The organism is Streptomyces sp. ADI95-16, assembly GCF_003721495.1.
Classification (GTDB): Bacteria; Actinomycetota; Actinomycetes; order Streptomycetales; family Streptomycetaceae; genus Streptomyces; species Streptomyces goshikiensis.
Genome location: NZ_CP033581.1, coordinates 7,377,332 through 7,404,092, shown reverse-complemented (window position 1 = coordinate 7,404,092; position 26,761 = coordinate 7,377,332). Strand labels below are relative to the sequence as shown.

The window sequence follows — 26,761 nt, the reverse complement described above, 5'->3', positions numbered from 1 at the left end:
ACCGCCTCGTCCCCGCATCAGACCTGGAGAGACTTCGCCATGAGCTTCGGCGACCCGAACAACCCCTACGGCCAGCAGCCCCCGCAGGGCCAGCCCGGCGGCTACCCGCAGCAGGCGCCCCAGGGCGTTCCCCCGCAGCCGCAGTACGGCTACCCGCAGCAGCCGCAGCCCCCGCAGCAGCCCTACGGCTACCCGCAGCAGCCGATGCCCCCGATGCCGGGGATGCCCGGCATGCCCGGGATGGGTCTGCCGCCGCTCGCCCACTGGGGTCAGCGCTTCGGCGCGTACATGCTCGACCTCCTCATCATCGTCGGCCCGATGTACCTGGTCGGGTTCATCAACGGCGTCGCGACCTCCAGCTCCAGCTCCAGCGACTCCTCGGCCGGTCTCTCCATCCTGAGCCTCATCACCATGCTGTACGCGATAGGCATGGGCTTCTTCCAGCTGTACAAGGAAGGTTCGACCGGTCAGACGATCGGCAAGAAGGCGCTCGGCATCAGCGTCCTGCGCGAGGCCGACGGCCGCACGCTGGGCTTCGGCTTCGCCTTCGTGCGCAAGCTCGCCCACTTCCTCGACAGCATCGCCTGCTACCTCGGCTGGCTGTGGCCGCTGTGGGACCAGAAGAAGCAGACCTTCGCCGACAAGGTGTGCAGCACCGTCGTCATCAAGGTGAAGTGATCCGGGGCTGACCGGCCACGGGGCCGTTCGCACGCGTACGGCCCCCCGGGGCCGGCCTTCCGTCCGTGAGGACCGCGAAGGCCGGCCCCGCCGCGTTGTCCGGGTCTCACTCGGAGCGGTGGCCGCCCCAGGGGCCGAGGGCGAACCCGGTCCCGTCGCGCCGGACTTCGACGGCGCCCGCGCCGCCGAAGTGGGCGGGGACGACCAGTTCCCGGGTGTCCGCGGCCCGTTCGAGGATCCGCAGCCGGCTGGCGGCGGCCTCCGCCTCGTCCATGCAGAAGCAGCTGTTGCAGGACGGCCGCAGGATCTGGACCGGGCTGTGCAGCAGGTCCCCGACGAACACCGCGCGGTCGCCGCCGGAGGCGAGCCTGAGCACGGCGGATCCGGGCGTGTGACCGGGGGCGGACTCCAGGGTGAGGTGCTCGTCGATGCGGTGGGCGCCCTCCCAGAGCACGGCCTGCCCGGCCCGGTGGATCGGCGCGACGCTGTCCTCGTAGAGCAGCCGGTCGTCCTCCCGCAGGCCCTTCCCGTACCCGCCCCGGGGGCCGAACCAGTGGTCGTCGGCGGCCGGTATGAGGTATTCGGCGTTGGGGAAGGCCGGCACCCACTCCCCCGCCTCGTCGACGGTGTTGCCGCCGACGTGATCGGCGTGGACGTGGGTGTTGACCACGAGGTCGACGTCCTCGGGCCGCACACCGGCCCGCTCCAGTTCGCCGAGGAAGTCGGCCTGCCAGTGGTGGAACCGGGGCGACCCGGGCCGTTCGCGTCCGTTGCCCACCCCGGTGTCCACCAGGATGGTGCGGCCGGCGCTGCGCAGCACCCAGGTCTGCAGCGCGACCACCGCCAGGTCCCGCGCCGGCTCCCAGTGGTCGGGCGCCAGCCACTCCTCGTTGGCCTTCCACAGTTCGGCCCCGGCCTCCGGGACGAAGTCGGCCGCCGGCACGAGCGGCCCCTGCCACTCGACGACCCGCAGGACCTCGACGTCTCCCAGGACGACGCTCTGCTCGTTCTCGTTCTTCATGGCCCCAATCTATGCGGGCCAGTTGAGCCCCTCAATGCCAGCCCGGCTCATCCGGATACGCGAGGCTCTCACCCCCGAGGCCGGCGCTAGGCTGATCCGATGGATGTGGTGAGTGACGCGATCGCGGCCGTACGCATCGGCCGGCCCTCCTCCGACCGGATGCGGGTGAGCGGGAGCTGGTGCGCGCGGTTCGACGCGTACGACGGCGCCGGGTTCCACGTCGTCCTGGAGGGCACCTGCTGGCTGCTCCCCGACGGCGGCGGCGAACCGGTCGCGCTGGGCGCGGGTGACGCGGTGCTGCTGCCGCACGGGACCGGGCACGTCATCGCCGACTCCGCGGTGGACGAGGCGGCGGTGCGAAGGGCGGTGCGCTTCGAGGACTGGCGCGCCGAGGAACGCTCGGAGCGGTCCTCGCGGCAGCCCCCGGCCGCGGGCGCGGTGGTGGAGATGCTGTGCGGCAAGTACCGGCTCGACCGCAGCCGGGTGCACCCGCTGATGGCGGAGCTGCCCCGGGTCGTCCACCTGGCGAACCGGGTGGGCGCCCATCCCGAACTCCGCTCGGCCATCGACCTGCTGGGGCGGGAGCTGGGCGGGCAGCGGCCCGGCGCCTGGATCGCGGTGCCGAACCTGCTGGACCTGCTGCTCGTCTACATGGTCCGGTCCTGCCTGGACGAGGGGGCGACCGGGGTCTGGCCCGGCGTCCTGGGCGACCCGGTGGCGGCCGCCGCGCTGCGCGCCCTGCACGCGGACCCGGCCGCCGCGTGGACCAACGACCGGCTGGCCGCCGAGGCGGGGGTCTCCCGGCCGACCCTGGCCAGGCGGTTCACCGCCCTGGTCGGCCGGCCGCCGATGGCGTACCTCACCTGGTGGCGCCTGACGTTCGCGGCCACCCTGCTCCGCGACACCGCGGACCCGCTGGCCGCCATCGCGCGCCGGGTGGGCTACGCGACCCCGTACGCCTTCTCGCACGCGTTCAACCGGGAGTTCGGGACGACGCCGGGGCGCTACCGGGACGACCGCGCGGCGGGTGCGGGCGCGGTCAGGACCTCCTGACGCGCGCCCGCGCCACCTGGGCGGGGGTCAGCGGCCGGGGCACCGCTTCCACGAGAAGTGGTAGACGCTGCCGATGGCGCCGTCCGTCGAGTCGACGGACATGTAGCTGGCCCGCGCCGGGTCGGAGGTGCCGACCTCGGCGCGCAGCTCGGTGTTGATGTTGAAGTTGCGCAGTTCCCCGCAGGGCGCGAAGGCCAGGGCCTCGACCCCCGTGGTGTCGGTGACCTGCCAGTTGTCTTCGAGCGCTCCGGCGAACCGGGGGGTGCGCTGGGCGGTCTGGCTCATGCCCTGGAAGTAGTAGCTGGCCTTCTGGGTGCCGACCGCGCCGGGCTGGAGGCTGCCGAAGCCCCGGTAGTCGACCTTGGCCACGGCGTACGTGTAGCCCTGGGGGACGTGTACGACCAGCGAGAGCTGGCAGTTCTTGCGGCCCTCGGTGGCGGGGGCGCTGCCGCCGGCCTGGGCCATGTACTCGCTGTAGGTGACGGTGAAGGCCGAGTTGTCCGGGGCGACGGCGACCGCGGCGGTGCCGGGCTTGCAGCCCGAGCCGTTGACGGTGGCGACGTCGACCGTCACCCGGTCCGTGGGCGCCGCGGGGGCGGCCCCGGCGGAGGCACTGGCTCCGGCCGAGGGGGTGAGGGCGAGGAGGGCCGCCGATACGGCGGCCGCGGCGAAGGTGGTGCGCAGTGGCTTGATCACGTGGCCATGGATAGCCGTCCCCGGCGGGCGCGGCCCGGCTGCGGCAACGGCGTCTCACCCCGATGGTCGGCCCCGTTCACCGCAGAAACGATCATGCGGCGCCGTCCGGGCGGCCGAACGGCGCAGCAGGGCCCGCACGGGGCTCGCGTGCCCGGGAATTCGATGCGGTTTCTCCTAGTATGGGCGTCCCGTTGACGGAGGAGAGCTCATGCCGGGTCGGTTCGGGGGGCGGCGCTCGGTCGCGCTGTCCGTGTCCGTTTGCCTGGGCCTCGCCGCCCTGGGCTCCCTCGCACCACCGGCCCCGCCGGCCTCGGCAGTCTCGGCGGCCTCCGCCGTCTCCGCAGTCCCCGCCGCCTCCGCGTTCGGCCCGCTCCCCGGGCGCCACCACCCGGACGACGACCGGCTCTCCGCCGAGACCCGGCCCGACGAGGTGGCCTCGCTCGGCGCGGAACACGCCCGGGAGCACGCCGAGCGACGGCTGGCCGCCCGGGAGTCCACGGTCTATCCGCAGGCGGCCCGCACCTCCGGCCTGGAGGCCCTGCGCACCTCCCAGCAGCAGGCCAACGCCCGCCTCGACGCGGCCCGTTCCGGCCGGTTCACGGCGTTCTTCCCCTCCCCCGACTTCGGCGTCCACGTCGCCCAGCTGCCCACCGGAAAGGTGCTGCTGTTCTCCTTCGAACGCGTGGAGGTCGACCCCACGAAGGAGACCGGCCCCACGGACCGGATCGGCCGCACCAACGCGGGCCGCGCCTACCTGTGGGATCCCGCCCGGGGAACGGGGGCCGGGGCCTTCAAGAAGGTGGAGCCCCCGACGGTGCTGATGCCCGACGGCCTCCACGTGCCCCGCCCCGCGCCGTTCTTCTGCGCCGGACACGCCTTCCTGCCCAACGGCATGGTCGGGGTGTTCGGCGGCAACGTCGGCGGCAAGGGCGGCAGCGGCGCCAAGCTGTCCTTCGTCTTCGACCCGTGGACCGAGCTCTGGTACCGCAACCGCGACATGTCGGTGGGCCGCTGGTACCCCTCGGTCGTCACCGGGCCCGACGGCCGCCAGATCATCATGTCCGGTCAGTCCGAGCGCGGTACGGGCACCCCCACCCCGGTCGTGGAGCGGTTCCCGGCGCTGCGCCATCCCGTGCCCTGGCGGCCGTACGACATCCCGCTCGGCCTCGCCTCGGAGCGGTTCCGCTCGGACGCGCCGTTCCGCAACGACTACCCGCACCTGTTCTCGCTGCGGGACGGCAAGATCTACGGCCTCGGCCGCGACGCCGACCAGCAGTGGCTCTTCGACCTGGCCACGCAGACCCGTACGGACCTGCCCAGGCGTCCCGCCGACTTCCGCGGCTACGGCTCGGCGGTGCCCCTCCCGGCCGGTTTCCGCGGCCCGGACTCCGTGCTGGTCCTCGGCGGCGACCCGCGCGACCCGAACACGTACCGGCTCTCCGGCGGCGCCTGGAGGACCGAGGAACCGCGGGCGTTCGGCCGGACCCAGGACGACACGCTGATCCTGCCGGACGGCACGCTGCTGACGGTCAACGGCGCCCTCGCCACCCGGGACTACGGGTACGGGCCGTTCAACCCGAAGGCGGACCTCAAGTACCGGCGGACCGAGCTGCGCGACGCGCGCGGCCACTGGCGGCTCGGGCCGGCCCAGCGGCTGCCGCGCGGCTACCACTCCAACGCCCTGGTGATGCCGGACGGCCGGGTGATGGTCACCGGCGACGAACTCCAGCAGATCGCCAACGACCCCGACATCCGGGACCGGATGGACGGCAGCATCGAGCTCTACGAGCCCCCGTACCTCCACCAGGGAGGTTCCCGCCCGGCCCTGGACCGGGTCCCGGGCGGCGAACTGGGCTACGACGAGGAGTTCCGGGTGCGCAGCTCCACCGCCTCGCGGGTGAAACGGGCCGTGCTCCTCGCGCCGACGACGGTCACCCACGCGGTGAACACCAGCCAGCGGCATCTGGACCTCCGCTTCACCGGGACCCCTGGTACCAGCGGCGGCGGCTCGATCGGACTGCGGACGCCGCCCGGCGCGGCCGACGCGCCCCCCGGTTACTACATGCTGTTCCTGCTCGACGCGAAGGGCGTCCCCAGTACGGCGAAATGGGTGAAGCTCGGTCACCGCTGACCTGGTCACGGGCGGGGCGCGTCGCCCGAACGGGTGTGGACGGAGCCCCCCGGCACGACAGCCGGACGGCGGGCTCGTAGCGTCGTCAGCGTCAGGGGTCCTGGTGGCCCGACAAGGTGAACTCTCCTGACGAGAGGCCGTGTCGATGCTCAATGACGTCCCGATATCCAGCCTTCTGCGGATCCACCGCGGCTCCGCCGCCCCGGAGGAGCTCGCCGCGATCGCGGTGGTCGTCGCCTGCCTCTCCGGCCGGTCCGCCCACGCCGCCCACGGGCCCTCCGCCACCGCGCACCGGCGCCGCCCGCGCCCGGGGCGCGGCGGCCACGGGTGCTGGGCGGGGTGCTGGGCCTGCCGGTGACCCCGGCAGACCCCTTCACACGGTGCTCAGGCGCGGCGGAGCAGCTGCGACATGACGCCGCTCAGCGCGGCCGCCGGGTCGGCCACGGCGCCCTCGGACCGCCAGGCGACGAACCCGTCCGGGCGTACGAGGACGGCTCCTTCGGGGCTCATCTCGTGGACCTCGGCCCAGTCGGTGCCGCTGGGCTGGATCAGGTCGGCGCCCGGCGCGGAGCCGATGGTGTGGGCCTCCAGCCGGACGTCCAGCTTCGAGGCCACCTTCCCGGCCGCCTCCCGCCACGGGGTGCCGACGCCGCTGATCAGCACGAAGGAGCGCTCGTAGAGGTCCAGGGTGGAGATCTTCGCGCCGGCCCGGGTCAGCCACATGTGCGGCGCCCGGGTGCCGACGTCGCCACTCAGCCGGAGCTTCTCCGGGATGACGGGCCGGTGCGCGTCGCCGCCGACGACCGCCCCGCGCGGGTAGCAGTACCCCATCGCGGTGGTGAGCACCCCGCTGCCCGGACCGCCGCCCATGGTGGGGGGCGGGGCGTATCCCGGGTGGCTGTGTTCGGCCGAGCGGGCGGAGGCGCGCTCGCTCGTGGCCTGGGCCACGGGCAGCCGTTCGGCCTCGTAGGTGTCGAGGAGTTCCCGTCCGGCGGAGCCGTCCAGCACCGCCGCCATCTTCCAGGCGAGGTTGTGGGCGTCCTGGATGCCGGTGTTGGAGCCGAAGGCGCCGGTGGGGGACATCTCGTGCGCGGCGTCGCCGACGAGGAACACCCGTCCGGACGAATAGCTCACCGCCACCCGTTCGGCCGCGTGCCAGGGCGCCTTGCCGCCGATCTCGACGTCCAGGTCGGGGAGGCCGATCGCCTCGCGGATCTGGTCCACGCAGCGCTCGTCGGTGAAGTCCTCCAGCGTCTCGCCCCGGTCGGGGTGCCAGGGGGCGTGGAAGACCCACTGGCTGGTGTTGTCCACGGGCAGCAGCGCCCCGTCCGCACCCGGGCGCATCAGGTAGCAGACGATGAAGCGGAGGTCACCGAGCTCTTTGACGAGCCGTTCGGAGCGGAAGGTGACGCTCACGTTGTGGAACAGCTCGCCGTTGCCCGTCTGGGGGATCCCCAGGGCTTCGCGGACGGGGCTGCGCGGGCCGTCCGCCGCGATGAGGTAGTCCGCCCGGACGGTGAGGTGTTCGCCGGTCTCCCGGTTCTTGACCAGGGCGGTCACTCCGGTCGCGTCCTGGTCGAAACTCATCAGTTCGGTGGAGAAGCGCACGTCGGCGCCCTGCGCGCGGCTCTGGGTGGCCAGTTCCGGCTCGATGTTGTTCTGGCTGCACAGGCACCAGCCGGTGGGGCTGAACCGGGCGATCGCCCCGGACGGGTCAATCGACTTGATGAGCCAGGTGTGCTCTCCGTCGGTCAGCGACTGGGCCTGGAGGATGCCCTGGTTCCCCTCCAGCACGGAGGCGGCCCGGCGGATCGCCGGTTCCGCTCCGGCCGTACGGAACAGCTCCATCGTCCGGCTGTTGATTCCGCGTCCGCGGGGGTGGGCGGAGGTACCGGCGTGCTTCTCGACCAGCAGATGCCTGATGCCGTGACGGCTCAGGAACAGCGAGGTGGACAGCCCCACGAGGGAGCCGCCCACGACGAGGACCGGTACGCGGACATCGGCATTCTCTTCCATCAGCTGCGGGCTCCTGTGTTCTCTGCGGGGCAATGGATTCCTTATGCCCCCGATGAGACTTCGAGCCCAGGCGATTCGCCTCTTGTCACCCGCTTGATCCTGAGATCTAGCGTTCTGTCCCCGGTCGGATGACGATGAGCGACAGCGGCTCCCCTCTGGTGCGCCGGCCTGCCGTTCCCGGCCGGCGTCGGCGCCGGGCTCCGGGCGGATTCCGCCGATGACGGACGAGGAGTCCGTACGCGATGGGTTTCCAAGCCCTCACGAAGGAGTGAGTAGATGACAACCACCCTGTCCGAACGGGTGTCACAGTCCGCCTTCGACGGCTCCATGCTCCGGGTCGTGCTGCTGATGGACCTGCACGAGGGGGCCCAGCAGCAGTTCTTCGAGGCGTACGAACAGCTCCGCCACGACATCGCCGCCGTGCCGGGCCACCTCGGGGACCAGCTCTGCCAGTCCTTCGAGAACCCCTCGCAGTGGCTCATCACCAGTGAGTGGGAGAGTGCGCCGCAGTACCTGGCATGGGTCAACAGCGAGCAGCACGTCGAGCAGGTGCGTCCGCTGGGCGCCTGCGCCCGCACCATGCGCCCGCTGCAGTTCACCGTGCTGCGGGAGACCGGCAAGCGCTACGAGGAGGCCGCGCTGCCGCCCCGGGGCCGGCTCCAGCCCGCTCCCCGGCTCGGTGCGGGGATCGTCCGGCACGCGCTGACCTTCACGGTCAAGCCGGGCAGCGAGAAGCAGGTCGCGGACCTGCTGTCCTCGTACGCCTCCCCGGCGTCCCAGGTCGACGAGCACACCCGGCTGTGCCGGACGTCGCTCTTCATGCACGGCAACCGGGTCGTACGTACGGTGGAGGTCCAGGGCGACCTGGTGGCGGCGCTGCGGCACGTGTCACAGCAGCCCGAGGTGCGCGCCGTCGAGGAGGCCATCAACCCGTACCTGGAGCAGGCGCGCGACCTGTCCGACCACGAGTCCGCGCGGATGTTCTTCATGCGCGCGGCGGTCCCGGCGGTGCACCACATCTCCGCGACCGGGCGGGAACCGGCGGAGGTGACCCGGCACGCACTGTTCTACCCGGCCAAGCCGGGCTGCGGTCCGGCGCTCGCGAAGTTCCTGTCGCGGCAGGACGAGGCCGCGGCGCGGCACGCGAAGAGCCCCGTACGGAGCAGCAGCGTCTTCCAGCGCGACGACATCGTCGTCCGGCTCTTCGACGTGGCCGGCGCACCGGGGGAGCGCCCCGCGGCGGACTTCGGCATCGAATCGCCGCACCAGGCGGCGGTGCTGGAGCGGCTGCTGGCCGCCCCGCCCGGTGCCGGCCCGGCCGCGCCCCACCCCATGAACCTGATCACCGACCGCCGGGCCACGGCCCGGTCGTGATCCGGACGGGTCCGCGGAGCACCCGCGTCCGGCCCGCACCAGCCCCCTCACCTGCCAGGAGGAAGTCAGCCATGACGAAACACCGCCCACGCATCGTCGACCTCAGCGAGACACAGCCCAACCGCCGGCGCGGCGGCGACGTGCGGGCCGTCCTCACCCCGACGTTGGCGGGCTCGACCAGCGGCTTCATGGGGCTGGCCATCATGGGCCCCGGGGAGTCGATCGCCGAGCACTACCACCCGTACTCCGAGGAGTTCGTGTACGTGGTCAGCGGCGTGCTGGAGGTCGACCTCGACGGCGACACCCACCCGCTGCGCACCGACCAGGGGCTGCTGGTGCCGATCAACGTGCGCCACCGGTTCCGCAACGTCGGGGACGTCGAGGCCCGGATGGTCTTCCACCTCGGTCCGCTGGCGCCGCGGCCGGAGCTGGGCCACGTCGACACCGAGGAGGCCGCGCACCCGCAGGGCGCCGGCTGGGACCGGCCGCCGGAGCACTCGGGAGTGGTGTCGTGACCCGGCGGCGGGTGGCCGTCACCGGAGTCGGCGTCGTCGCGCCCGGCGGCATCGGGGCCCGCGCGTTCTGGGACCTGCTGTCCAACGGGCGTACGGCGACACGGGGCATCACCCTTTTCGATCCGGCCGGGTTCCGCTCCCGGATAGCCGCCGAGGTCGATTTCGACCCCGCGGCGCACGGGTTCGACGAGGACGGCGCGGCCCGGGCGGACCGGTACATCCAGTTCGCCCTGGTCGCCGCGCGGGAGGCCGTCGCCGACGCTGGCCTCGAACTCGGCGGCGACGACGCCTGGCGGACCGGGGTCTCCCTCGGCACCGCCGTCGGCGGCACCACCCGGCTGGAGCACGACTACACCGCCGTGAGCCAGGAAGGCTCGTGGTGGGACGTCGACCACCGGCTCGCGTCGCCCTACCTGCACCGCGCGTTCACTCCCGCCACCCTCGCTTCGGCGGTGGCGGAGCAGACCGGCGCGCGGGGCCCGGTACAGACCGTCTCCACGGGCTGCACCTCCGGGCTCGACGCCATCGGCTACGCGGTGCACTCCATCCAGGAGGGCCGGATGGACGTGTGCATAGCCGGCGCGTCGGACTCCCCCGTGTCCCCCATCACGGTGGCCTGTTTCGACGCGATCAAGGCGACCTCGGCGAACAACGACGACCCGGCGCACGCCTCGCGGCCCTTCGACGCCAACCGGGACGGGTTCGTCCTCGGCGAGGGCGGAGCGGTCCTCGTCCTGGAGGAGCTGGAGCACGCCCGGGCGCGCGGCGCGACGGTCTACTGCGAGATCGGCGGGTACGCGACGTTCGGCAACGCCCATCACATGACCGGGCTGACCGCCGAGGGACTGGAGATGGCCCGCGCCATCGAAACCGCCCTCGGCCAGGCCCAGGTCAACGCCGGGGACATCGACTACGTCAACGCGCACGGCTCCGGCACCAAGCAGAACGACCGCCACGAGACGGCGGCGGTCAAGCGGGTCCTGCGCGACCACGCCTACAAGACGCCGATGACCTCCATCAAATCCATGGTGGGGCACTCGCTCGGCGCCATCGGGGCGATAGAACTCGCGGCCTGCGTGCTGGCGATGACGCACCACGTGGTGCCGCCGACCGCGAACTACGAGACGCCCGACCCCGAGTGCGATCTGGACTACGTCCCGCGCACGGCCCGCGAGCACACGCTGCGCAGCGTGCTCTCCGTCGGCAGCGGGTTCGGCGGGTTCCAGTCCGCGGTCGTCATGACCCGGCCGAAGGAGGTACGCGCGTGAACAGCCGCAGCGGCCGTACCAGGGGTGCCGGCACCCCGGGCAGGACCGTCGTCACCGGGATGGGCATCGTCGCTCCCAACGGGATCGGCGCCGAGGCCTTCTGGAAGGCGACCGAGTCCGGCGACAGCGTCCTGGCCCGCGTCACCCGGCAGGGGTGCGAGCACCTCCCGCTGCGGGTCGCGGGCGAGGTGCGGGACTTCGACCCCGGCACGCTCGTCGAGGAGCGCTTCCTCGTACAGACCGACCGGTTCAGCCACTACGCGCTCGCGGCGGCCGACATGGCGCTGGAGGACGCCCGGCTCGGACGGGCCGACTACGAGGACGACCCCTACTCCGTGGGCGTCGTCACGGCGGCCGGTTCGGGCGGCGGCGAATTCGGGCAGCGCGAGCTCCAGCGGCTGTGGGGGCAGGGCCCCCGCTTCGTCGGCCCGTACCAGTCGATCGCCTGGTTCTACGCGGCCAGCACCGGCCAGGTCTCCATCCGGCGCGGGTTCAAGGGCCCGTGCGGTGTGGTGTGCGGGGACGAGGCCGGCGGCCTGGACGCCTTCGCTCACGCGGCCCGGGCGATCCGCCAGGGCAGCCGGGCGATGCTGGCCGGGGCGACCGAGGCACCGCTCGCGCCCTACTCGGTGGTGTGCCAGCTCGGTTACGAGGGGCTGAGCACCGCCGAGGACCCGGAGCGGGCGTACCGGCCGTTCACCGACAAGGCGTGCGGTTTCGTCCCGGCGGAGGGCGGCGCGATGTTCGTCGTCGAGGACGAGGCCGTGGCCGGGCGGCGGGGCGCGACGGTGCGGGCCGTACTGGCCGGCCACGCCGCGACCTTCACCGGACCGGCGCGCTGGGAGGAGTCGGCCGAGGGCCTGGCCCACGCGATCCGGGGCGCGCTCCGGGAGGCCGGTTGCGCTCCCGAGGAGATCGACGTCGTGTTCGCCGACGCCTTCGGGTCGCCGGAGGCCGACGCGGCCGAAGCCCGGGCGATCTCCCTCGCGCTCGGCTCCCACGGGTCGAAGGTGCCGGTGACGGCGCCCAAGACCGGTACGGGGCGGGCGTACTGCGCGGCGGCGACGCTCGATGTCGCCGCCGCGGTCCTGGCACTGGAGCACGGGGTCGTGCCTCCGACCCCGAACGTGTTCGAGGTGTGCCACGACCTGGATGTGGTCACGGGTGACGCCCGGGCCAGCGGGCCCCGGACGGCGCTGGTGCTGAGCCGGGGCCAGATGGGCTCGAACTCGGCGCTCGTGATCCGCAAGGGGTCCGATTCCCCCGCGTAGGGGCGGGCCCGCTCGAAGGAAGCACCACCGCACCACGCGGGAAGCAGGACTCGTAGGACTCGCCAAGAGAGAAGGCACCCATGTCCGAACGACTGACCATGGAAGAACTCGCGGCCCTGATGAAGACCGCCGGCATCACCGTCGATCCCACGGAGCTGGCGAGCCGTCCGGACTCCCGGTTCGACGACTACGGCCTCGACTCACTGGGCCTGCTCGGCATCGTCGGGGAGCTGGAGAACCGGCGCGGCCGGTCACTCCCCTCGAACGCGGACCGCTGCAAGAGCCCCGGCGAGTTCCTCGACCTCGTCAACAGCAGCCTCATGACCGGAGCCTGACATGCCTGGACACACCGACAACGAGATCACCGTCAACGCGCCCGTCGACGTCGTGTGGGACGTCACCAACGACCTCCCCAACTGGCCGCAGCTCTTCAGCGAGTACGCCTCGATCGAGATCCTCGACAAGGTCGGGGACACCACCAAGTTCCGCCTCGCGATGCACCCGGACGAGAACGGCGTGGTGTGGAGCTGGGTCTCGGAGCGCACCCTGGACCGGAACGCGCTCACCGTGAAGGCGCGCCGGGTCGAGACCGGCCCGTTCGCCCACATGAACATCCACTGGGAGTACGCGCCGGCCCCCGGCGGCGGCACCCGGATGCGGTGGGTGCAGGACTTCGCGATGAAGCCGGAGGCCCCGGTGGACGACGCGTGGATGACGGACAACATCAACCGCAACTCCCGGATCCAGATGGCCCTCATCCGGGACAAGATCGAGCAGCGCGAGCGGGAGGGCCGTACGCCCGTGGCCGACCGCCTCTGACGCGAGCCGCGAGCCGCGAGCCGCGAGCCGCAGACGAAAACGACGACGAAAGGGGAATCCTCCCGATGCACCAAGCTCTCATCGTGGCCCGAATGGCGCCCGGCTCGGCGCCGGACATCGCGGGCCTGTTCGCCGACTCGGACGCCGGCGAACTGCCCGGCCTGATCGGGGTGCGCCGCCGCAGCCTCTTCCAGTTCGGCGAGGTGTACCTCCACCTGATCGAGTCCGACAAGGACCCCGGCCCGGCGATCGCCCGGGCGACGTCGCACCCGGAGTTCACGGGTCTCAGCGACCGGCTGTCGGCGTACATCAGCCCGCACGACCCGGAGACCTGGCGCAGCCCGAAGGACGCGATGGCGCACCGGTTCTACACCTGGGAGCGTGACGCCCGCAGGTAGTCCCACGGCGGCGAACGCGGCCGGCATCCCGGAAATCCGGGATGCCGGCCGCGGGCATGTCAGGCGGAGGGGAGGATTCCTCACCGCTTGTGACCGAGGCAATTCGGCAGGTAGTAATTGGGTGAATCCCTGACTGAATCGCCGTCAATAAGCCTCAAGGCTTATCTCGATTTGATAACGACATGCCCCAAAAAGGCCTGGACCATTACTCCATGACGCGCGTAACTCACTTATTTTTTATGTGAATTGACGGATCATCAGAAAAGAGAACAAGGTAACAGACAGGTATCTCGGACCGCGCTCCCGTTTGTCCGAATTCTCCACCGCGCCCGTCTGGCAGGCTTCCGCGCACCCACTCCCCTGAATCAGGAATTGAGGTGCGCATGACTGGAAACAGAAGGAAGCAGCGCGAACACCGGCGCAGACCCCGGCGGTTCATACTCGTCACCGCCGCCCTGGCCTCGGCGGCGGTGCTCGCGGGGGGCATCGCCTACTCCGGACTCGGTGACGACGCCCAGGCAGGACCGGCGGAGGCCGGCGGTTCGCTGGCGGACACCGTCGTACCGGCCGCCGCACCGGCACGCGACGAGGAGCCGGCGCCCATCGTCGGCGAGCCCGCCGACGCGGACGCCAAGCGCGGCATGGTCTTCGACGGCCTCAAGGCCGCCCCGAAGGGCGACCGCTGCGTCGGCGTCTACCGCACCGAAGGCGGTCTCTGTACGCACGGCCCCGATGCCCCGCCCAAGGGCGTCGACATCAAGAAGGACATCGAGCCCGCCGTCAAGAGCAAGGCTCCGGCGGCCGATCCGGCCAAGCCCCAGGCGGGCGACCCGGCCAGCACCGAAGGCGGCGGGCGTCCTCAGGACGCGCCCGCCGCGGACGCCTCGTCCGCCAAGGCCGCTCCCGCCGCAGCTCCGGCGCCCGCCGCGGCCTCCGGCAGCCAGGGCGTCGCCGCCGGGCCCGCGGGCCAGACCGTCCAGTGCGACGGCGACGGCAGCACCGGCAACCGCGTCCAGGTCGTGTACGTCCACGGCTCCGACCGCGACCGGTACGCCGAGTACGTGGCCTCGTTCCGCAAGTGGGCGGCCGACGCCGACCTCATCTACTCGGCGAGCGCCAAGGAGACGGGCGGCGTCCGCCACATCCGCTACGTCACGGCCGCCGACTGCACCCCGACGGTGCTCAACATCGAGCTCCCGGCCTCCGCGCTCTCCGAGTTCAGCGCGACGAACAACGCGCTCGCCGGCAAGGGCCTCGACCGCCGTGACCGCAAGTACATGATCTTCGCCGACACCCAGGTCTACTGCGGCATCGGCACCTTCAACGGCGACGAGCGTCCCGGCCAGACCAACCAGAGCAACTTCGGCCCCTCCTACGGCCGTACCGACTCCGGCTGCTGGGGCGGCCACACCGCCGCGCACGAACTCGGCCACAACCTGGGCGCGGTCAACAACAGCGCGCCCAACACCAGCCGGGGCGCGCACTGCACGGACGAGTGGGACGTCATGTGCTACTCGGACACGCCGTACTACCCGCAGATGCGCAACGTCTGCACCAACCAGGCGTCCGAGAACATCCTGGACTGCAACCACGACGACTACTTCCACACCAGCCCCAAGCCGGGCAGCTACCTGGCCACGCACTGGAACATCGCGGACAACCAGTTCCTGATGAAGGGCAACGGCGGGGGCGGCACCACCAACCCCGACCCGTCGCCCAAGCCGACGGCGAGCCCGACCTCCAAGCCGACGCCCACCCCGACGCCCACCAAGCAGCCCACCGGCGGGCCGACGGTGACCGCCGGCCAGATCCAGGCGGACTCCGTCGTGGTGAGCTGGCCCAAGGTGGACGGCGCGGCCTGGTACCAGGTCCTGCTGGGCGGCAAGCACCTGACGTGGGTCCAGTCGACCGCGCTGCGGATCTACAACCTCCAGCCCGGCACCGAGTACAAGGTCGCCGTGTCGGTCCGGGACGGCTCCGGCCGTGACACCGGCCCCGGCAAGACCACCTCCTTCCGTACGACGGGCAAGGGCGGCGGGACCACCACCCCGAACACCCGCTACCTGCTCGGCAACGGCAGCACCGGCATGAACGCCGAGCTGTGGGGCGGCCGCACCGCCGACAACACCGTCCTCGTCGGCGGACGCGCCAACGGCTACGCCCAGCAGCAGTGGTACTTCGACGACGCGGGCAGCGGACTCGTCCGCGTCCGGTCCGCCGTCTCCGGCAAGTGCCTGCAGATGGGCGGCGCCCCGGCCGCGGGCATGTGGGTCGCGCAGCAGCCCTGTGGGAGCGGCGCCGCGCAGAAGTGGAAGATGTCGGCCAGCGGTGGCGGCATGACGCTCGCGGACTCCAGCGGCGGCTTCGCCCTGACCGTCAGCAACCGCCCCTACTACGGGTACTGGCTGCTCGACCTCCAGAAGGCGGACGGCCGCCCGGCCCAGGTCTGGACGGTCCAGAAGGCCGGCTGACCGGCCCGAGCCGCGGGCCACGCGCCCGGTCCGGCTCCGCTTTCCCCGGCGGGCGGTCGCCCCTCCCCTGCGACCGCCCGCCGGCCCCTCTCATCTCAACTCGTCCCAAGGAACGCGACGATGCGCACACGACACGCTTTCCCGACCTTCAGATCCATCGGCCTGTGGTTCCTGCTGCTCCTGTGCCAGGCCATGGCGCTCGCCGTCTCCACTCCCGCCCAGGCCCACGGCGACACCGTGAAGGTGGTGGTCACCGGGCAACGGGAGGGCCACGTCACCGCGGACATCACCTGGGAGAACGACGGGGACGCCATCGACGAGACGGTCGCGGCCACCGTGAACGCCGTCAGCCCCGACGGCGCCCGCTCGGCGGGCCCCTGGAAGCTGGTCCGCGACACCGGCAAGCCCGCGGGCTGGACCACTGCCGAGGCGCTGCCGCCCGGCTCCTGGAAGGTCAGCGTCGACGTGGGGTTCCCCGCGCTCGGGCACGGGGACAAGGAGGTCGCCGTACCGGTGGTGGACCCCGCTCCGGCCACGAGCCCCACCGCCCCGCAGCCCGCCGCCTCCGGTACCCCCGACGCCTCCGCGACGCCGTCGGCGGCAGCTCCCGGCACGTCGGCGGACCCGTCGCCCTCCGCCTCCTCCAGCTCCGCCCCGCAAGCCGCGGGCGACGGCGACGGCGACGGCGGGGACGGCACCCTGTGGTGGACCACGGCCGGAGTGGCCGCGACCGCCCTGGCCGGCGCCGCCGCCGGTGTCCTCCTGCGCCGCGCCCGCGCCCGCAGGCTGCGTTCCTAGGGCATCGGGTCCGGGTAACCCACCTGGGCCCGGCCCGAGTTCACGGCGATGTCGAGAACCCGGTCGGAGGCCGGGTCGCGCAGGGCCTCGGGCACCTCGCAGCGGCCCGGTCCCACCTCGCAGCCGACCCGGAAGCGGCCGGCGTCGGGCACGGTCAGCCGTACCCGGCCCGAGCCGACCCGCGCCGTCACCCGCTGCGGCGGGGTGAGGAAGGCGGCCTCGCCCCGGCCCGAGCCCACCCGGACGTCCGCGCGCGCGGAGGTCAGGTCGCCGGCCACGAGGCTTCCGGATCCGACCTCCGCGCGCAGCTCCCCGCGCAGCCCGGTCAGCGTGAGCGCGCCGGAGCCCACGCTCGCGTCCACACTGCCGCTCAGGCCCTTGACGGCGACCCGGCCCGCACCGGCCGTGACCTTGACGGGGATCCCGTCGGGCACGGTCACTCCCAGGCTGACCGAGCAGCCGTTGCCGGCGCTCAGCAGGCTTCCCTGGCCGGAGCAGCGCGGGGTCAGCCTCAGGGAGCCCCCGAGCCAGCTCTCCTCGATGGCGGGCGCCCCGAGGGACCAGCGGACCTCCGCCCGGTAGCCGACCTCCCGGTCGGAGCGGGGCGTGACGGTCACGTTCGCGTCGCCCCCGACGATCTCCACCGCCGTCACCGGCCGGCCACCGCTGCCGCCGTACAGGACGCGGCTCTGGGTGACCCCGTAGGCGAGCACCTGCCAGGCGACGGGCGCCACGACGAGGACCGCGCTGAGCAGCGCGGCGGTGATCCAGGCGCGTCGGTGCACCGGGCGGGGCGGTGCGGTCGGTGCGGGCCGGGCCGCGTCGGCCGGCCTCACTGTGTGCCGTCCAGGAAGCGCAGGACCGCGAGCACCCGGCGGTGGTCCCCGTCGGCCGCCGACAGGTCGAGCTTCGCGAAGATGCTGTTGATGTGTTTGGCCACCGCGCTCTCGCTCACCACGAGCGCGGCGGCGATGCCGCCGTTGGAGCGCCCTTCCGCCATCAGTGCCAGTACCTCGCGTTCGCGCGGGGTGAGGCGCGAGAGCGGGTCCGATCCGCCGCGGCGCAGCAGCAGCTGGGCGACGACCTGTGGGTCGAGGGCGGTGCCGCCGCCCGCCACGCGCCGCAGGGCGTCGATGAACTCCTCGACGTCGGCGACCCGTTGTTTGAGGAGGTAGCCGATCCCGGCCCGGCTCTGGGTGGCCAGCAGGTCGGCGGCGTAGCGCTCCTCGACGTACTGCGAGAGCAGCAGCACGGCCGTGGCGGGGCTCGCCTCTCGTATCCTCAGCGCCGCCCGGACGCCCTCGTCGGTGAATCCCGGCGGCATCCGGACGTCCACGAGGGCCAGTTCGGGCCGGTGCGTCTCGACGGCGGCCAGCAGGCTCTCGGCGTCGCCGGTCTCGGCGGCCACCTCGAACCCGGCCATTTCGAGGACTCTGACGAGTCCGATCCGCAGCAGGACGGAGTCCTCGGCGATCACAGCCCGCACGGCAGCTCCACGGTGACGACGGTCGGGCCCCCGAGGGGGCTGTTGATCATGATGGTTCCATCGACCGACCCTACGCGTTTGCGCAGGCCGACCAGTCCGGTCCCGCCGGCCGGGTCCGCGCCGCCCACCCCGTCGTCGGTGACGACGAGGCGCAGCAGGTCCCCGCGCCGCCGGTCCGGCATCCGGTCCACGCGTACGGAACAGGCCTTCGCGCGGGCGTGTTTGGCGACGTTGGCGAGGGCCTCGGAGACCACGAAGTAGGCGACGGCCTCGATGGTGGGCCCCGGCCGGGTGCCCATGTCCACGGTCAGTTCCACCGGCAGCGGGGCGCGCGCCGCGAGCCCGGAGAGCGCGGCGTCGAGCCCCCGGTCCTCCAGGACGGCCGGATGCAGGCCCCGTACCAGGCTGTTGAGTTCCTCGATGGCCTCCTTCGCCTCCCGGTGGGCCTCGTCGATGACGGCCTTGGCCTCGGGCGGCAGATCGGGCAGGGTGGCGCGGGCGATGCCGAGGTTCATGGCGAGGGAGACCAGGCGCTGCTGGGCCCCGTCATGCAAGTCCCGCTCGATCCGGCGGCGTTCGAGGTCGGCGGCGTCGAGGACTCCGGCCCGGCTCTCGGCGAGGTCTTCGACGCGGCGCTCCAGCTCCCGGGCCCGGTTGGGTCCGAGGAGGGTGGCGGCCGCGGCGGAGTCGAGCCGGGTGAGGAGTGCGGCCGGCCAGGGAGCGGCGAGCAGCAGCAGGACCCCCGTCACGGTGACGAGGTCGTAGGCGCCCGCCAGGCCGAGGCTCGAACGGTCGGGAGGCAGCGCCCAGGCCCACCCGTAGACGCTCGCGCCGGCGACGCCGCCGGCCCAGACGAGCACCAGCAGCGCACCCCCGAGGCCCATGAGGGGGCTGACGAGGAGGTGGTACGCGTACTGCCGCCAGGTCGCGTCGGAGCGCAGCCGCTCGGCGACCCCCTTCGGGGTCGACCAGGGGTGCGCGCGGACCACTTCGGGAACTTCGAGTCCCAGCAGCGACCAGAAGCGGCTGCGCTGGAGCCGGCCGAGCAGGGGGCCGAGGGCGAGTACGAGGACCAGCCAGAGCGGGACGGACAGCAGGCCGAGCCCGGCGGGCAGAGCGGCCGGTATCGCCGCGACGGCGAAGGCCGTGTTGCGCCAGGCCCAGGCCGACCAGGGGCCGTGCGCGGCGATCCAGGTGTACGTACGCCTCAGAGCGCCGCGAGTTGCCATGCCCGTACGGTAATCGCACTGGTCAGGGGCATGCCACCCTGCTGGTGCCCGCCCGGGGGTGTACCCAGCACCACCCCCGGTTCGGACCATGGGGCTACTGATTCGGGCGGCCGCGGCGACGAGTGTGGAGGGGTGCCCGCAGGACGGACCCGCCGGGCCGGGAGGAGACCCACCGACATGGCCCTGATGACCCCTCAGTTCCAGGCCCGCCGCGGCCCCCGGGGCGGCGCCCGGCCGGGCCGTGCGGCCCGGCGCGCGGCGCTGCCCCGGCCGGCGACGGTGCTCACCGGGGCCGGGCTGGCGCTGCTGCCGTGGATGGTGGTGCTGGCGAAGACGCTGCCGCGGACGGCGGAGGTCTCCAACTGGTCCACCGCGTGGATCGGCCTGGACGCGATGCTCGCCGCCGGGCTGACCGGCACCGGGATGCTGCTGCGCAGGGGCGACCCGCGGGTGGCCCCGGTGGCGGCGGCGACGGCCGCGCTGCTCCTGGTGGACGCCTGGTTCGACGTCACGACCTCGGCCGGCACCGGCGGCCAGGGCATGGCGCTGCTGCTCGCGGCCGGCGCCGAACTGCCGCTGGCGCTGCTCTGCGCGGCGGTGGCGGCACGCCGCACCGGCTGACGGAGCGGAGCCGGGGCGGCGCGGCGGCGCCGACGTCCGGGGGGCGCCGTACCCGCCGCGCCGTACCGCGCCGTACCGCGCCGCCGCCCCGCGTACGAGGGCGCACGGCCCGGGATGCCGCGCGGGCTCAGACCCGGCCCCCGCCGCGCGGCCGGAAGCGCACCACGGCCGCGCGGCCCTCGGTCCGTACCCGGCAGGCGAGCCCGGCCGGCGCCAAGGCCGCGTCGTACCGGGCGAGTTCGACGGCGTCCCCCGGGCCGGCCCCGGCGCCTTCGAGGGTCGCCGGGCCGTCCAGCGCGACCACCAGCAGCGTCTCGCCGGGCTCCGCCGCCGCGAGCGCCAGGTCACCCCGTACGACGGCGGTCTGGGCCCGCGTCGTATCCCTGCGGTACATCACGTTGAAGTTCAGGACGGGACCGTCCAGGAGCCGGCAGTCGGTCGGGGCGTCCCCGGCGAAGTGGCGGGGCGCGTAGCGTTCGTCGACCAGGCGGTGCTCGCCCGCGACCGTGAGGTCCATGCCGGCGCCCTCGGCGAGGGTGAGCGTACGGTCGATGCCGGGGAAGCCGGAGAAGGGGCCGTCGGCGGCCACATCGGCCAGGCTCACCCGCCACTCGAAATCGCCCGTCCCGGCGGACTCCGGCCAGGCCGCGATCTCCCGGGTGACTCCCCCGCCGTTCTTCCAGACGGCGGCCGCCCGGTCCGCCGCCCGCAGGACCCTTACCTCGTTGCCACTGGTCATCGCGCTGTTCCTTCCGTCGGCCCGGCGAACCCGATGGGGCTTCCCTCCTCCATGATCGCGGGTGTTCGCCGCCCCGTTCCTTCGGAACCTGAACTCCCCACCGGCGCCATGTCCGCGCCACGGAGAGGGCACTCATGCGTCAGACGACCGGCAGCGGCCGGGCCGCGGGCGCCGCCGCCGACGGGGTCAGCGGGCTCGTCGAGGTACGTCTTCCCGTACGACGACGTGGCCGACCGGCCAGTCCTCCGTACAGATCCTGGGCAACGCCAACCCGCCTACCGCACCGACCCTCGGCATCGGCTGGTAATGGCCAAATCCGCCGGGAGCGCTCTCACGCTCCCGGCGGTTCGGGTTACCCTGCTGCCCGCCGGGGCGCGCACCGCCTCCGGCCGCGCATCAGGAGCATGAGGAGCCGCCCGTGCCCGCACAGCCGTCCGCGCCCGGCAGCCGTCCGACCCTGGAGGCCGTGGCGGCGCGCGCCGGGGTCTCGCGGGCCACCGCCTCCCGCGTCGTCAACGGCGGCGAGGGCGTACGCGCGCACGTGGTGGACAAGGTACGGGTGGCCATCCGGGAACTCGGCTACGTACCCAACCAGGCGGCGCGGACCCTCGTGACCCGGCGCACCGGGGCCGTCGCGGTCATCATCGCGGAGCCGGAGGTACGGATCTTCTCCGACCCGTTCTTCTCCCGGCAGGTGCGCGGCATCAGCAAGGAGCTGACGGCGCACGACACCCAGCTCGTGCTGCTGCTCGTGGAGGACCGCGGGGACTACGACCGCATCGAGCGCTATCTGGCGGGCGGCCACGTGGACGGCGCGCTCGCGTTCTCCCTGCACACCGACGACCCGCTGCCCGCGATCACCCGGCGCATCGGGATGCCGACGGTCTACGGCGGCCGTCCGGGCTGGACCGGCGGCCCCGGGGAGCCGGGCGGGGTGTCGTACGTCGACGCCGACAACCGCGGTGGCGCGCGGGAGGCCGTACGGCACCTGCTGGAGCGGGGCAGGCGCCGGATCGCGCACATCGCCGGCCCGCTCGACCAGACCTCGGCGACGGACCGGCTGGACGGGTACCGGGACGTGCTGCGCGAGGCCGACCCCGCGCTGATCGCCGAGGGGGACTTCACCTCGGCGGGCGGAGCCCGCGCCATGGCGGAGCTGCTGGAGCGCGCCCCAGGGCTCGACGCGGTGTTCGCGGCGAACGACCTGATGGCGACGGGCGCGCTGCGGGTGCTGCGCGAACGCGGTCTCAGTGTCCCCGGGGACGTCTCGCTGGTCGGCTTCGACGACACCGAGCAGGTGGCGGAGGCCGCGGATCCGCCGCTGACGACGGTGCGCCAGGACATCGAGGGGATGGGCCGGCTGATGGCCGGGCTGCTGCTGCGCACCCTGGCCGGGGGCCGGACCACCACTGCCGGCGGCGCGCCGCCGGAATCGGTGATCACCCCGACGAAGCTGGTGCGCCGCGCCTCGTCCTGAGCGCGGCCCTCGGCGCGAGGGCGAAACGCCCGCGACGGCGAACGCCCGCCGCGGCGCCGCTCGAGGAGCGGCGCCGCGGCGGGCGCGGCACGGTCGGTAACCCGGCCGTGGTTACTCGATGACGAGCTCGACGGGGATGTTGCCGCGGGTGGCCTTGGAGTAGGGGCAGACCTCGTGGGCCTGCTTGACCAGCAGGGTGCCCGTCTCGCCGGCGAGGGACTCGGGGAGCTCGACGCGCAGGGTGACGGCGAGGCCGAAGCCGTTGCCGTCCTTGCCGATGGAGGCCTCGGCGGTGACGGAGATGTCACCGGTGTCGACCTTGGCCTGACGGCCGACGAGGCCGAGGGCGCTGGCGAAGCAGGCCGCGTACCCGGCGGCGAAGAGCTGCTCGGGGTTGGTGCCCTGGCCGTTGCCGCCGAGCGCCGGCGGCATGGCCAGCGCGAGGTCGATCTGGCCGTCGGAGCTGACGGCACGGCCTTCGCGGCCGTTGGCGGTGGCGACAGCGGTGTACAGCGCGTCCATCGGAGGGTCCTCTCACAGGGGTGAACCGTCGCGGCCGGTGTCGGCCGCTGATATAAATATTGCACACGATTAAGTTGTACACAACTCAATGGCCCGCAAGGGGGCCTGGGTACACTGGTCACCATGACCGAGCAGCCGACCGCCGACGCCCCCCGCGAGCAGGACTTCCTCCGCCTGGACGGCCAGATCTGCTTCGCGCTGAACGCCGCGAGCCGCGCCTTCGGGGGCCTCTACCGCGTCGTCCTCAAGGACCTCGGCCTGACCTACCCGCAGTACCTGGTGATGCTGGTGCTCTGGGAGCACGGCGAGCTGCCCGTCAAGGAGCTCGGCCACCACCTGCGCCTGGACTCGGGCACGCTGTCCCCGCTGCTCAAGCGGCTGGAGGCGACCGGGCTGATCCGCCGCGAGCGCAGCGCCGAGGACGAGCGGTCCGTCCACGTCAGCCTCACCGACGAGGGAGTCGCGCTGCGCACCCGCGCGGTGGAGGTGCCCCGGCGGATCGCCGCGGCCACCGGGTTCGAGCTGACCGAGATCCGCGACCTGCAGACGCGCCTGAACGAGCTCACCGCCGCGCTCGACGCGGCCGCGCTGGAAGTCTGACCAACCGCGGCCGACCGAGGGCCCGACCGGGCCGGGCGACCCAAAGGCCTGACCGGCCCCGCGGCCCGAGAGCGCTCTAGGCGTCCTTCTCCATGGGCCGGCGCAGCCGCTCCAGCAGGGCGTAGAGCGTCGCGCTCTCCGCCTCGTCGAGGGTGTCGAGGGCGCCGTGGGTCGCCTGCATCTCCTCGCGCACCCGCCGGATGATCTCGCGGCCCTCGTCCGTCGCCACGACGTTCTTGACGCGGCGGTCGGCCGGGTCCGGTTCGCGGCGCACCAGCGCGCGCCCCTCCAGCCGGTCCACGATCCCGGTGACGTTGGACGCGTCACACACCAGCAGGGTGGCCAGACCGCGCATCGGCACCGGGCCGTTGAGTTGCGCGAGCACGCGGGCCTGGGTGGACGTCAGCCCGTACCGGGCAGCGGCGGCGGCGAAGTCGCGCCACTGGGCGGTCCCGATCGCGGCGAGCAGCTCCAGCAACTGGAGCTTGGTGGGGACCTGCGGAGTGGTGGCGCTCATGGCTGGAGCGTACTGAAGATGCTTGACATTATCAATTGTTTACTTGACCTCCTCAAGTATTCCCGCCTACCTTCTTCGAAGTACTTGATGACATCAAACATCTGCGATCTGAAGCACTAAGAAGGTCCTGCCTCCCATGAGCACCACCGCACCCGCACCCGACGCCGACGCGCGGCCCAGGAACGAGACGGTCATCGTCTTCGCCCTGAGCCTCGCCGCCATGGTCGTGTCGATGATGCAGACCCTGCCCGTCCCGATCCTGGGCCTGATCCGCACCGACCTCGGCACCTCCACCGCCAACGTCAGCTGGGTGACCACCGCGACCCTGCTGTCCGCAGCCGTCTTCACCCCGCTGCTCGGCCGCTTCGGCGACCAGCACGGCAAGAAGCCCACCCTGGTGGCCGTCCTCGGCGTCATGGTCGCGGGCTCCGTCATCGCCGCGGTCGCGAGCTCGCTGCCGCTGCTGATCCTGGGACGGGTGCTCCAGGGCGCCGCCACCGCGATCTTCCCGCTGGCCCTTTCGGTGCTGCGCGAGGAGGTCCGGCCCCAGAAGCTGCCCGGCGCCATGGCACTGGTCAGCGGCACGCTCGCGTTCGGCAGCGGCCTCGCGCTCGTCGCCACCGGTCTGCTCACCTCGGGCTCCGACGCCGACTACCGCAACGCCTTCTGGATGGCGACCGGCTTCGCGGTCCTCGCGCTGCTCGCCGTCGTCTTCCTGGTCCCGGCCACCCGCCACAAGACCGGCGGCCGTACGGACTTCCTCGGCGCGCTGACCCTCGGCATCGCCCTGCTGCTCCTCCTGCTGCCGATCTCGCAGGGCCACGAGTGGGGCTGGGCCTCCGCCCGTACGCTGGGCAGCTTCGCCGGCGCCGCCGTCATGACCGCCGTCTGGGTCATGGTCGAGCGCAAGGTGCGCGAGCCGCTCGTCGACATGAAGATGTTCGTCCACCGCCCGGTGCTCATGGCCAACCTGGCCGGCATCCTCGTCGGCTTCGGCATGTTCGCGAACTTCCTGGGCGTCTCCTACCTCGTCCAGATGCCGCAGAAGCTCACCGGCTACGGCTTCGACGCCTCGATCCTGCGCGCGTCGGTCCAGTTCCTGCTGCCGGGCGCGATCGTCTCGCTGCTCGCCTCCCCCGTCGGTGGCCAGCTGGTCCGCCACCGCGGTCCCCGGGTCGCGCTCGCCCTGGCCGCCGTGCTCGGCGCCGTCGGCTTCGGCTGGCTCGCCGTGGACCACAGCCACACGTTCTCGGTGATCGGCGCCGGCCTGATCGTCGGCGCGGCCGTCAGTTTCGGCTACGCGGCCATGCCCGCCGTGATCATGTCGAGCGTCCCGCACCACCAGAGCGGCATCGCCAACGGCATCAACTCGATCTCCCGTTCCACGGGCAGCGCGATCGGCAGCGCCATCGTCACCACGATCCTGGCGTCCAAGACGATCGAGCACCTGCCGCCGGGCGTTCCGGCGCTGCCCGCCGAGTCCGGTTTCACCCTCACCTTCGTGATCGGCGCCGTGGCCTTCGCCCTCGTGGCGCTGATCAGCTGGATCGGCCTGCGCGGCCAGCACGGTCCGCGCGCGGCGGACTCCTCCGCCGACGCCGCGCAGCCGGCCGCCGCCCCGCAGGCGCGGCAGGACGAGACGGCGAAGGCCGTCTGAGTCCCCTCCCCCAGGACCCGCGGGTGCGCTGGGGCAGGGAGCAGACCCGGCGGCGGGAGGCCGGTGACGCTTCGGGCGCGAAAGAAACAAGCCGGGGTCCGCACCAGATGGTGCGGACCCCGGCTCGCGTTCTACGCGTCAGCGCAGGCTTTCAGGTCAGGCGGGAACGATGTTCTCGGCCTGGGGGCCCTTCTGGCCCTGCGTGACATCGAAGTTCACCTTCTGGCCTTCCTGAAGCTCACGGAAGCCCTGGGTGGCGATGTTCGAGTAGTGGGCGAACACGTCAGCGCCGCCGCCGTCCTGCTCGATGAAGCCGAAGCCCTTTTCCGCGTTGAACCACTTCACGGTGCCAGATGCCATGTGCATTTCTCCTTCAGGGGCAGTACCCGGACGCGCACTGTGCGAGCCCGGAGTCGCCGTGATGATTGCCCCATCCGCAAAAAGCACCGGAAATTAAAAATGCACCCGCCGGCGGACCGACGAGAGCACTTGAAGTCTTTGGGAACCACAACTGCAACTGGGACGACCGTAGCACAGGGAATGCGGGTGGGAGCGGAGCGTTTCCCCCGGTCGGCGGCGGTTTGTTACCCCACCCGGCGGATTACGAATATTTCCGCGCGGATGGGGAAGGGAAAACGGCCGTCAGGGGCGCGCCTGCCGTCAGCCGCGGAACTCCGCCGTGCGCTCCGGGGAGGCCTCGGCCAGCGCCTTGACCACGGCGTCGACGCCCGCCCGCAGCCCGTAGACCGGGGTGCCCGGCTGCTGGCGCCAGGAGTCGTCGAGGCCGCCCGCGTCGACCGTGTCGAAGCCGAGCTCGTCGATGAGGGCGCGGACGACCTTCTTCGCCGCCTCGTCGTCGGCCGCGACCGGCAGGGCCATCCGGTCCGGGGAACCCGCCGGGAGGGGCTTGCTGAGGATGTCTTCGGCGAAGGTGCCGTTGAACGCCTTGACGACCGGGTGGCCGAGCCGGCCCTCCGTCCAGCGGCTCTCGGTCAGGCCCTCGTCCTCGATGCCGGCGATCCGGCCGTCGCGCCGCTGGGGGTAGTAGTTGCAGGTGTCGATGACGACGAACCCGTCGGCGGCCCCGTCGAAGAGCCCGGAGGGCAGGTCGGGCACGTTCTTCAGGGGGACGGTCACCACGACCACCTCGGCGCCGCGGGCGGCCTCGGCGACGGTTACCGGGGTCGCGCCCGTCTCCTGCGCCAGCGACGTCAGCGTCTGGGGGCCGCGCGAGTTCGCGACGGACACCTGGTGCCCGAGGGAGGTGAGCCGGCGGGTCAGGTTGCCGCCGATGTTGCCGGCGCCGATGATGCCGATCTTCATGGGAGCGCTCCAGTGCGTGCGGAATCGGATGTCACGTAACGCGTATCGCGTTGATCCGAACCACGTGACGGCCCCCCGCAT

At 72.7% G+C, this 26,761-nt stretch carries 28 protein-coding genes; 17 read left to right on the top strand and 11 right to left on the bottom strand.

What is annotated here, in order from left to right; translation table 11 throughout:
* Positions 1–39: 39 nt before the first annotated feature.
* Positions 40–678 (top strand): RDD family protein, encoded by a 639-nt coding sequence (locus EES41_RS32880; protein WP_123081556.1) that lies wholly within the window; start codon positions 40–42, stop codon positions 676–678.
* A 106-nt stretch (positions 679–784) separates the two neighbouring features.
* Here EES41_RS32880 and EES41_RS32875 read toward each other — a convergent pair whose 3' ends face one another.
* Positions 785–1,699, bottom strand: a complete 915-nt coding sequence (locus EES41_RS32875) for an MBL fold metallo-hydrolase (protein WP_123081555.1) — start codon at positions 1,697–1,699, stop codon at positions 785–787.
* Between the two features lie 99 nt (positions 1,700–1,798).
* On the opposite strand from EES41_RS32875, the gene EES41_RS32870 reads away from it, so the two are divergent.
* Positions 1,799–2,752, top strand: a complete 954-nt coding sequence (locus EES41_RS32870) for an AraC family transcriptional regulator (RefSeq protein ID WP_123081554.1) — start codon at positions 1,799–1,801, stop codon at positions 2,750–2,752.
* Between the two features lie 27 nt (positions 2,753–2,779).
* Here EES41_RS32870 and EES41_RS32865 read toward each other — a convergent pair whose 3' ends face one another.
* Positions 2,780–3,436, bottom strand: coding sequence for a DUF4360 domain-containing protein (locus EES41_RS32865; protein ID WP_123082845.1), 657 nt, complete (start codon positions 3,434–3,436; stop codon positions 2,780–2,782).
* Between the two features lie 220 nt (positions 3,437–3,656).
* Here EES41_RS32865 and EES41_RS32860 point away from each other — a divergent pair, with 220 nt between their 5' ends.
* Both EES41_RS32860 and EES41_RS32855 read left to right on the top strand, forming a co-directional pair.
* Positions 3,657–5,579: a glyoxal oxidase gene (locus EES41_RS32860; protein WP_123081553.1), complete on the top strand. Its 1,923-nt coding sequence runs from the start codon at positions 3,657–3,659 to the stop codon at positions 5,577–5,579.
* Positions 5,580–5,724: 145 nt separating this feature from the next.
* Entirely contained in the window at positions 5,725–5,937 is a 213-nt protein-coding gene (locus EES41_RS32855; protein WP_123081552.1) for an acyl-CoA carboxylase epsilon subunit, read from the top strand.
* A 26-nt stretch (positions 5,938–5,963) separates the two neighbouring features.
* Here the strand turns inward: EES41_RS32855 and EES41_RS32850 are convergent, their stop codons facing one another.
* On the bottom strand, positions 5,964–7,595 hold the full coding sequence (locus tag EES41_RS32850; protein ID WP_123081551.1) for an FAD-dependent monooxygenase: 1,632 nt from the start codon (positions 7,593–7,595) through the stop codon (positions 5,964–5,966).
* A 276-nt stretch (positions 7,596–7,871) separates the two neighbouring features.
* Between EES41_RS32850 and EES41_RS32845 the strand changes: the two genes are divergently transcribed.
* The 9 genes from EES41_RS32845 to EES41_RS32805 all read left to right on the top strand — a co-directional run bounded on the left by EES41_RS32845 (position 7,872) and on the right by EES41_RS32805 (position 16,509).
* On the top strand, positions 7,872–8,969 hold the full coding sequence (locus tag EES41_RS32845) for a SchA/CurD-like domain-containing protein (protein WP_123081550.1): 1,098 nt from the start codon (positions 7,872–7,874) through the stop codon (positions 8,967–8,969).
* Between the two features lie 71 nt (positions 8,970–9,040).
* Entirely contained in the window at positions 9,041–9,484 is a 444-nt protein-coding gene (locus EES41_RS32840) for a cupin domain-containing protein (RefSeq protein WP_123081549.1), read from the top strand.
* On the top strand, positions 9,481–10,752 hold the full coding sequence (locus EES41_RS32835) for a beta-ketoacyl synthase (protein WP_008742304.1): 1,272 nt from the start codon (positions 9,481–9,483) through the stop codon (positions 10,750–10,752). The genes EES41_RS32840 and EES41_RS32835 overlap by 4 nt, the downstream gene beginning before the upstream one ends.
* A gap of 59 nt (positions 10,753–10,811) precedes the next feature.
* Positions 10,812–12,023 (top strand): ketosynthase chain-length factor, encoded by a 1,212-nt coding sequence (locus EES41_RS32830; protein ID WP_123082844.1) that lies wholly within the window; start codon positions 10,812–10,814, stop codon positions 12,021–12,023.
* An 80-nt stretch (positions 12,024–12,103) separates the two neighbouring features.
* Positions 12,104–12,358 (top strand): acyl carrier protein, encoded by a 255-nt coding sequence (locus EES41_RS32825; RefSeq protein ID WP_123081548.1) that lies wholly within the window; start codon positions 12,104–12,106, stop codon positions 12,356–12,358.
* Between the two features lies 1 nt (position 12,359).
* Positions 12,360–12,842, top strand: a complete 483-nt coding sequence (locus EES41_RS32820; protein ID WP_123081547.1) for an SRPBCC family protein — start codon at positions 12,360–12,362, stop codon at positions 12,840–12,842.
* A 65-nt stretch (positions 12,843–12,907) separates the two neighbouring features.
* A complete protein-coding gene (locus EES41_RS32815; protein WP_008742300.1) occupies positions 12,908–13,240 on the top strand; it encodes a TcmI family type II polyketide cyclase in 333 nt (110 codons plus the stop codon).
* A 383-nt stretch (positions 13,241–13,623) separates the two neighbouring features.
* Positions 13,624–15,711 (top strand): RICIN domain-containing protein, encoded by a 2,088-nt coding sequence (locus EES41_RS32810; RefSeq protein ID WP_250568896.1) that lies wholly within the window; start codon positions 13,624–13,626, stop codon positions 15,709–15,711.
* Positions 15,712–15,831: 120 nt separating this feature from the next.
* Positions 15,832–16,509: a hypothetical protein gene (locus EES41_RS32805; RefSeq protein WP_123081546.1), complete on the top strand. Its 678-nt coding sequence runs from the start codon at positions 15,832–15,834 to the stop codon at positions 16,507–16,509.
* Here the strand turns inward: EES41_RS32805 and EES41_RS32800 are convergent.
* The 3 genes from EES41_RS32800 to EES41_RS32790 are packed head-to-tail and all read right to left on the bottom strand — an operon-like array spanning position 16,506 to position 19,224.
* Positions 16,506–17,294, bottom strand: a complete 789-nt coding sequence (locus EES41_RS32800) for a hypothetical protein (RefSeq protein ID WP_164496003.1) — start codon at positions 17,292–17,294, stop codon at positions 16,506–16,508. The genes EES41_RS32805 and EES41_RS32800 overlap by 4 nt on opposite strands.
* A gap of 47 nt (positions 17,295–17,341) precedes the next feature.
* Entirely contained in the window at positions 17,342–17,995 is a 654-nt protein-coding gene (locus tag EES41_RS32795; RefSeq protein ID WP_123081544.1) for a response regulator transcription factor, read from the bottom strand.
* The gene (locus tag EES41_RS32790) at positions 17,983–19,224 is read right to left on the bottom strand and encodes a sensor histidine kinase (RefSeq protein WP_254211657.1); all 1,242 of its coding nucleotides are present in this window, start codon (positions 19,222–19,224) and stop codon (positions 17,983–17,985) included. The genes EES41_RS32795 and EES41_RS32790 overlap by 13 nt, the downstream gene beginning before the upstream one ends.
* 177 nt (positions 19,225–19,401) lie before the next feature.
* On the opposite strand from EES41_RS32790, the gene EES41_RS32785 reads away from it, so the two are divergent.
* The gene (locus tag EES41_RS32785; protein ID WP_254211656.1) at positions 19,402–19,845 is read left to right on the top strand and encodes a hypothetical protein; all 444 of its coding nucleotides are present in this window, start codon (positions 19,402–19,404) and stop codon (positions 19,843–19,845) included.
* 127 nt (positions 19,846–19,972) lie between these two features.
* Here EES41_RS32785 and EES41_RS32780 read toward each other — a convergent pair whose 3' ends face one another.
* Complete coding sequence (locus EES41_RS32780; RefSeq protein WP_123081542.1) at positions 19,973–20,584, bottom strand: HutD family protein; 612 nt, start codon at positions 20,582–20,584, stop codon at positions 19,973–19,975.
* 418 nt (positions 20,585–21,002) lie between these two features.
* Here EES41_RS32780 and EES41_RS32775 point away from each other — a divergent pair, with 418 nt between their 5' ends.
* Positions 21,003–22,061: a LacI family DNA-binding transcriptional regulator gene (locus EES41_RS32775; protein ID WP_123081541.1), complete on the top strand. Its 1,059-nt coding sequence runs from the start codon at positions 21,003–21,005 to the stop codon at positions 22,059–22,061.
* Between the two features lie 111 nt (positions 22,062–22,172).
* Here the strand turns inward: EES41_RS32775 and EES41_RS32770 are convergent, their stop codons facing one another.
* Positions 22,173–22,583: an organic hydroperoxide resistance protein gene (locus EES41_RS32770; RefSeq protein ID WP_073779955.1), complete on the bottom strand. Its 411-nt coding sequence runs from the start codon at positions 22,581–22,583 to the stop codon at positions 22,173–22,175.
* A 123-nt stretch (positions 22,584–22,706) separates the two neighbouring features.
* Here EES41_RS32770 and EES41_RS32765 point away from each other — a divergent pair, with 123 nt between their 5' ends.
* A complete protein-coding gene (locus EES41_RS32765; RefSeq protein ID WP_123081540.1) occupies positions 22,707–23,183 on the top strand; it encodes a MarR family winged helix-turn-helix transcriptional regulator in 477 nt (158 codons plus the stop codon).
* Positions 23,184–23,259: 76 nt separating this feature from the next.
* Here EES41_RS32765 and EES41_RS32760 read toward each other — a convergent pair whose 3' ends face one another.
* Positions 23,260–23,700, bottom strand: coding sequence for a MarR family winged helix-turn-helix transcriptional regulator (locus tag EES41_RS32760; protein ID WP_123081539.1), 441 nt, complete (start codon positions 23,698–23,700; stop codon positions 23,260–23,262).
* Positions 23,701–23,836: 136 nt separating this feature from the next.
* Here EES41_RS32760 and EES41_RS32755 point away from each other — a divergent pair, with 136 nt between their 5' ends.
* Positions 23,837–25,357 carry an MFS transporter gene (locus EES41_RS32755; RefSeq protein ID WP_123081538.1) on the top strand — a complete coding sequence of 507 codons (1,521 nt, stop codon included), beginning with the start codon at positions 23,837–23,839 and terminating at the stop codon, positions 25,355–25,357.
* A 156-nt stretch (positions 25,358–25,513) separates the two neighbouring features.
* On the opposite strand, the gene EES41_RS32750 is transcribed toward EES41_RS32755, so the two are convergent.
* Positions 25,514–25,717, bottom strand: coding sequence for a cold-shock protein (locus EES41_RS32750; RefSeq protein ID WP_030228921.1), 204 nt, complete (start codon positions 25,715–25,717; stop codon positions 25,514–25,516).
* 300 nt (positions 25,718–26,017) lie between these two features.
* Complete coding sequence (locus EES41_RS32745) at positions 26,018–26,761, bottom strand: NADPH-dependent F420 reductase (protein WP_123081537.1); 744 nt, start codon at positions 26,759–26,761, stop codon at positions 26,018–26,020.

Excerpts from the sequence above, each read along its gene's own strand:
- EES41_RS32880 (WP_123081556.1), top strand. The coding sequence starts at position 40 with ATGAGCTTCGGCGACCCGAACAACCCCTACGGCCAGCAGCCCCCGCAG.
- EES41_RS32875 (WP_123081555.1), bottom strand. The coding sequence starts at position 1,699 with ATGAAGAACGAGAACGAGCAGAGCGTCGTCCTGGGAGACGTCGAGGTC.
- EES41_RS32870 (WP_123081554.1), top strand. The coding sequence starts at position 1,799 with ATGGATGTGGTGAGTGACGCGATCGCGGCCGTACGCATCGGCCGGCCC.
- EES41_RS32860 (WP_123081553.1), top strand. The coding sequence starts at position 3,657 with ATGCCGGGTCGGTTCGGGGGGCGGCGCTCGGTCGCGCTGTCCGTGTCC.
- EES41_RS32855 (WP_123081552.1), top strand. The coding sequence starts at position 5,725 with ATGCTCAATGACGTCCCGATATCCAGCCTTCTGCGGATCCACCGCGGC.
- EES41_RS32850 (WP_123081551.1), bottom strand. The coding sequence starts at position 7,595 with ATGGAAGAGAATGCCGATGTCCGCGTACCGGTCCTCGTCGTGGGCGGC.
- EES41_RS32845 (WP_123081550.1), top strand. The coding sequence starts at position 7,872 with ATGACAACCACCCTGTCCGAACGGGTGTCACAGTCCGCCTTCGACGGC.
- EES41_RS32840 (WP_123081549.1), top strand. The coding sequence starts at position 9,041 with ATGACGAAACACCGCCCACGCATCGTCGACCTCAGCGAGACACAGCCC.
- EES41_RS32830 (WP_123082844.1), top strand. The coding sequence starts at position 10,812 with ATGGGCATCGTCGCTCCCAACGGGATCGGCGCCGAGGCCTTCTGGAAG.
- EES41_RS32825 (WP_123081548.1), top strand. The coding sequence starts at position 12,104 with ATGTCCGAACGACTGACCATGGAAGAACTCGCGGCCCTGATGAAGACC.
- EES41_RS32820 (WP_123081547.1), top strand. The coding sequence starts at position 12,360 with ATGCCTGGACACACCGACAACGAGATCACCGTCAACGCGCCCGTCGAC.
- EES41_RS32815 (WP_008742300.1), top strand. The coding sequence starts at position 12,908 with ATGCACCAAGCTCTCATCGTGGCCCGAATGGCGCCCGGCTCGGCGCCG.
- EES41_RS32810 (WP_250568896.1), top strand. The coding sequence starts at position 13,624 with ATGACTGGAAACAGAAGGAAGCAGCGCGAACACCGGCGCAGACCCCGG.
- EES41_RS32805 (WP_123081546.1), top strand. The coding sequence starts at position 15,832 with ATGCGCACACGACACGCTTTCCCGACCTTCAGATCCATCGGCCTGTGG.
- EES41_RS32790 (WP_254211657.1), bottom strand. The coding sequence starts at position 19,224 with ATGGCAACTCGCGGCGCTCTGAGGCGTACGTACACCTGGATCGCCGCG.
- EES41_RS32785 (WP_254211656.1), top strand. The coding sequence starts at position 19,402 with ATGGCCCTGATGACCCCTCAGTTCCAGGCCCGCCGCGGCCCCCGGGGC.
- EES41_RS32780 (WP_123081542.1), bottom strand. The coding sequence starts at position 20,584 with ATGACCAGTGGCAACGAGGTAAGGGTCCTGCGGGCGGCGGACCGGGCG.
- EES41_RS32770 (WP_073779955.1), bottom strand. The coding sequence starts at position 22,583 with ATGGACGCGCTGTACACCGCTGTCGCCACCGCCAACGGCCGCGAAGGC.
- EES41_RS32765 (WP_123081540.1), top strand. The coding sequence starts at position 22,707 with ATGACCGAGCAGCCGACCGCCGACGCCCCCCGCGAGCAGGACTTCCTC.
- EES41_RS32760 (WP_123081539.1), bottom strand. The coding sequence starts at position 23,700 with ATGAGCGCCACCACTCCGCAGGTCCCCACCAAGCTCCAGTTGCTGGAG.
- EES41_RS32755 (WP_123081538.1), top strand. The coding sequence starts at position 23,837 with ATGAGCACCACCGCACCCGCACCCGACGCCGACGCGCGGCCCAGGAAC.
- EES41_RS32750 (WP_030228921.1), bottom strand. The coding sequence starts at position 25,717 with ATGGCATCTGGCACCGTGAAGTGGTTCAACGCGGAAAAGGGCTTCGGC.
- EES41_RS32745 (WP_123081537.1), bottom strand. The coding sequence starts at position 26,761 with ATGCGGGGGGCCGTCACGTGGTTCGGATCAACGCGATACGCGTTACGT.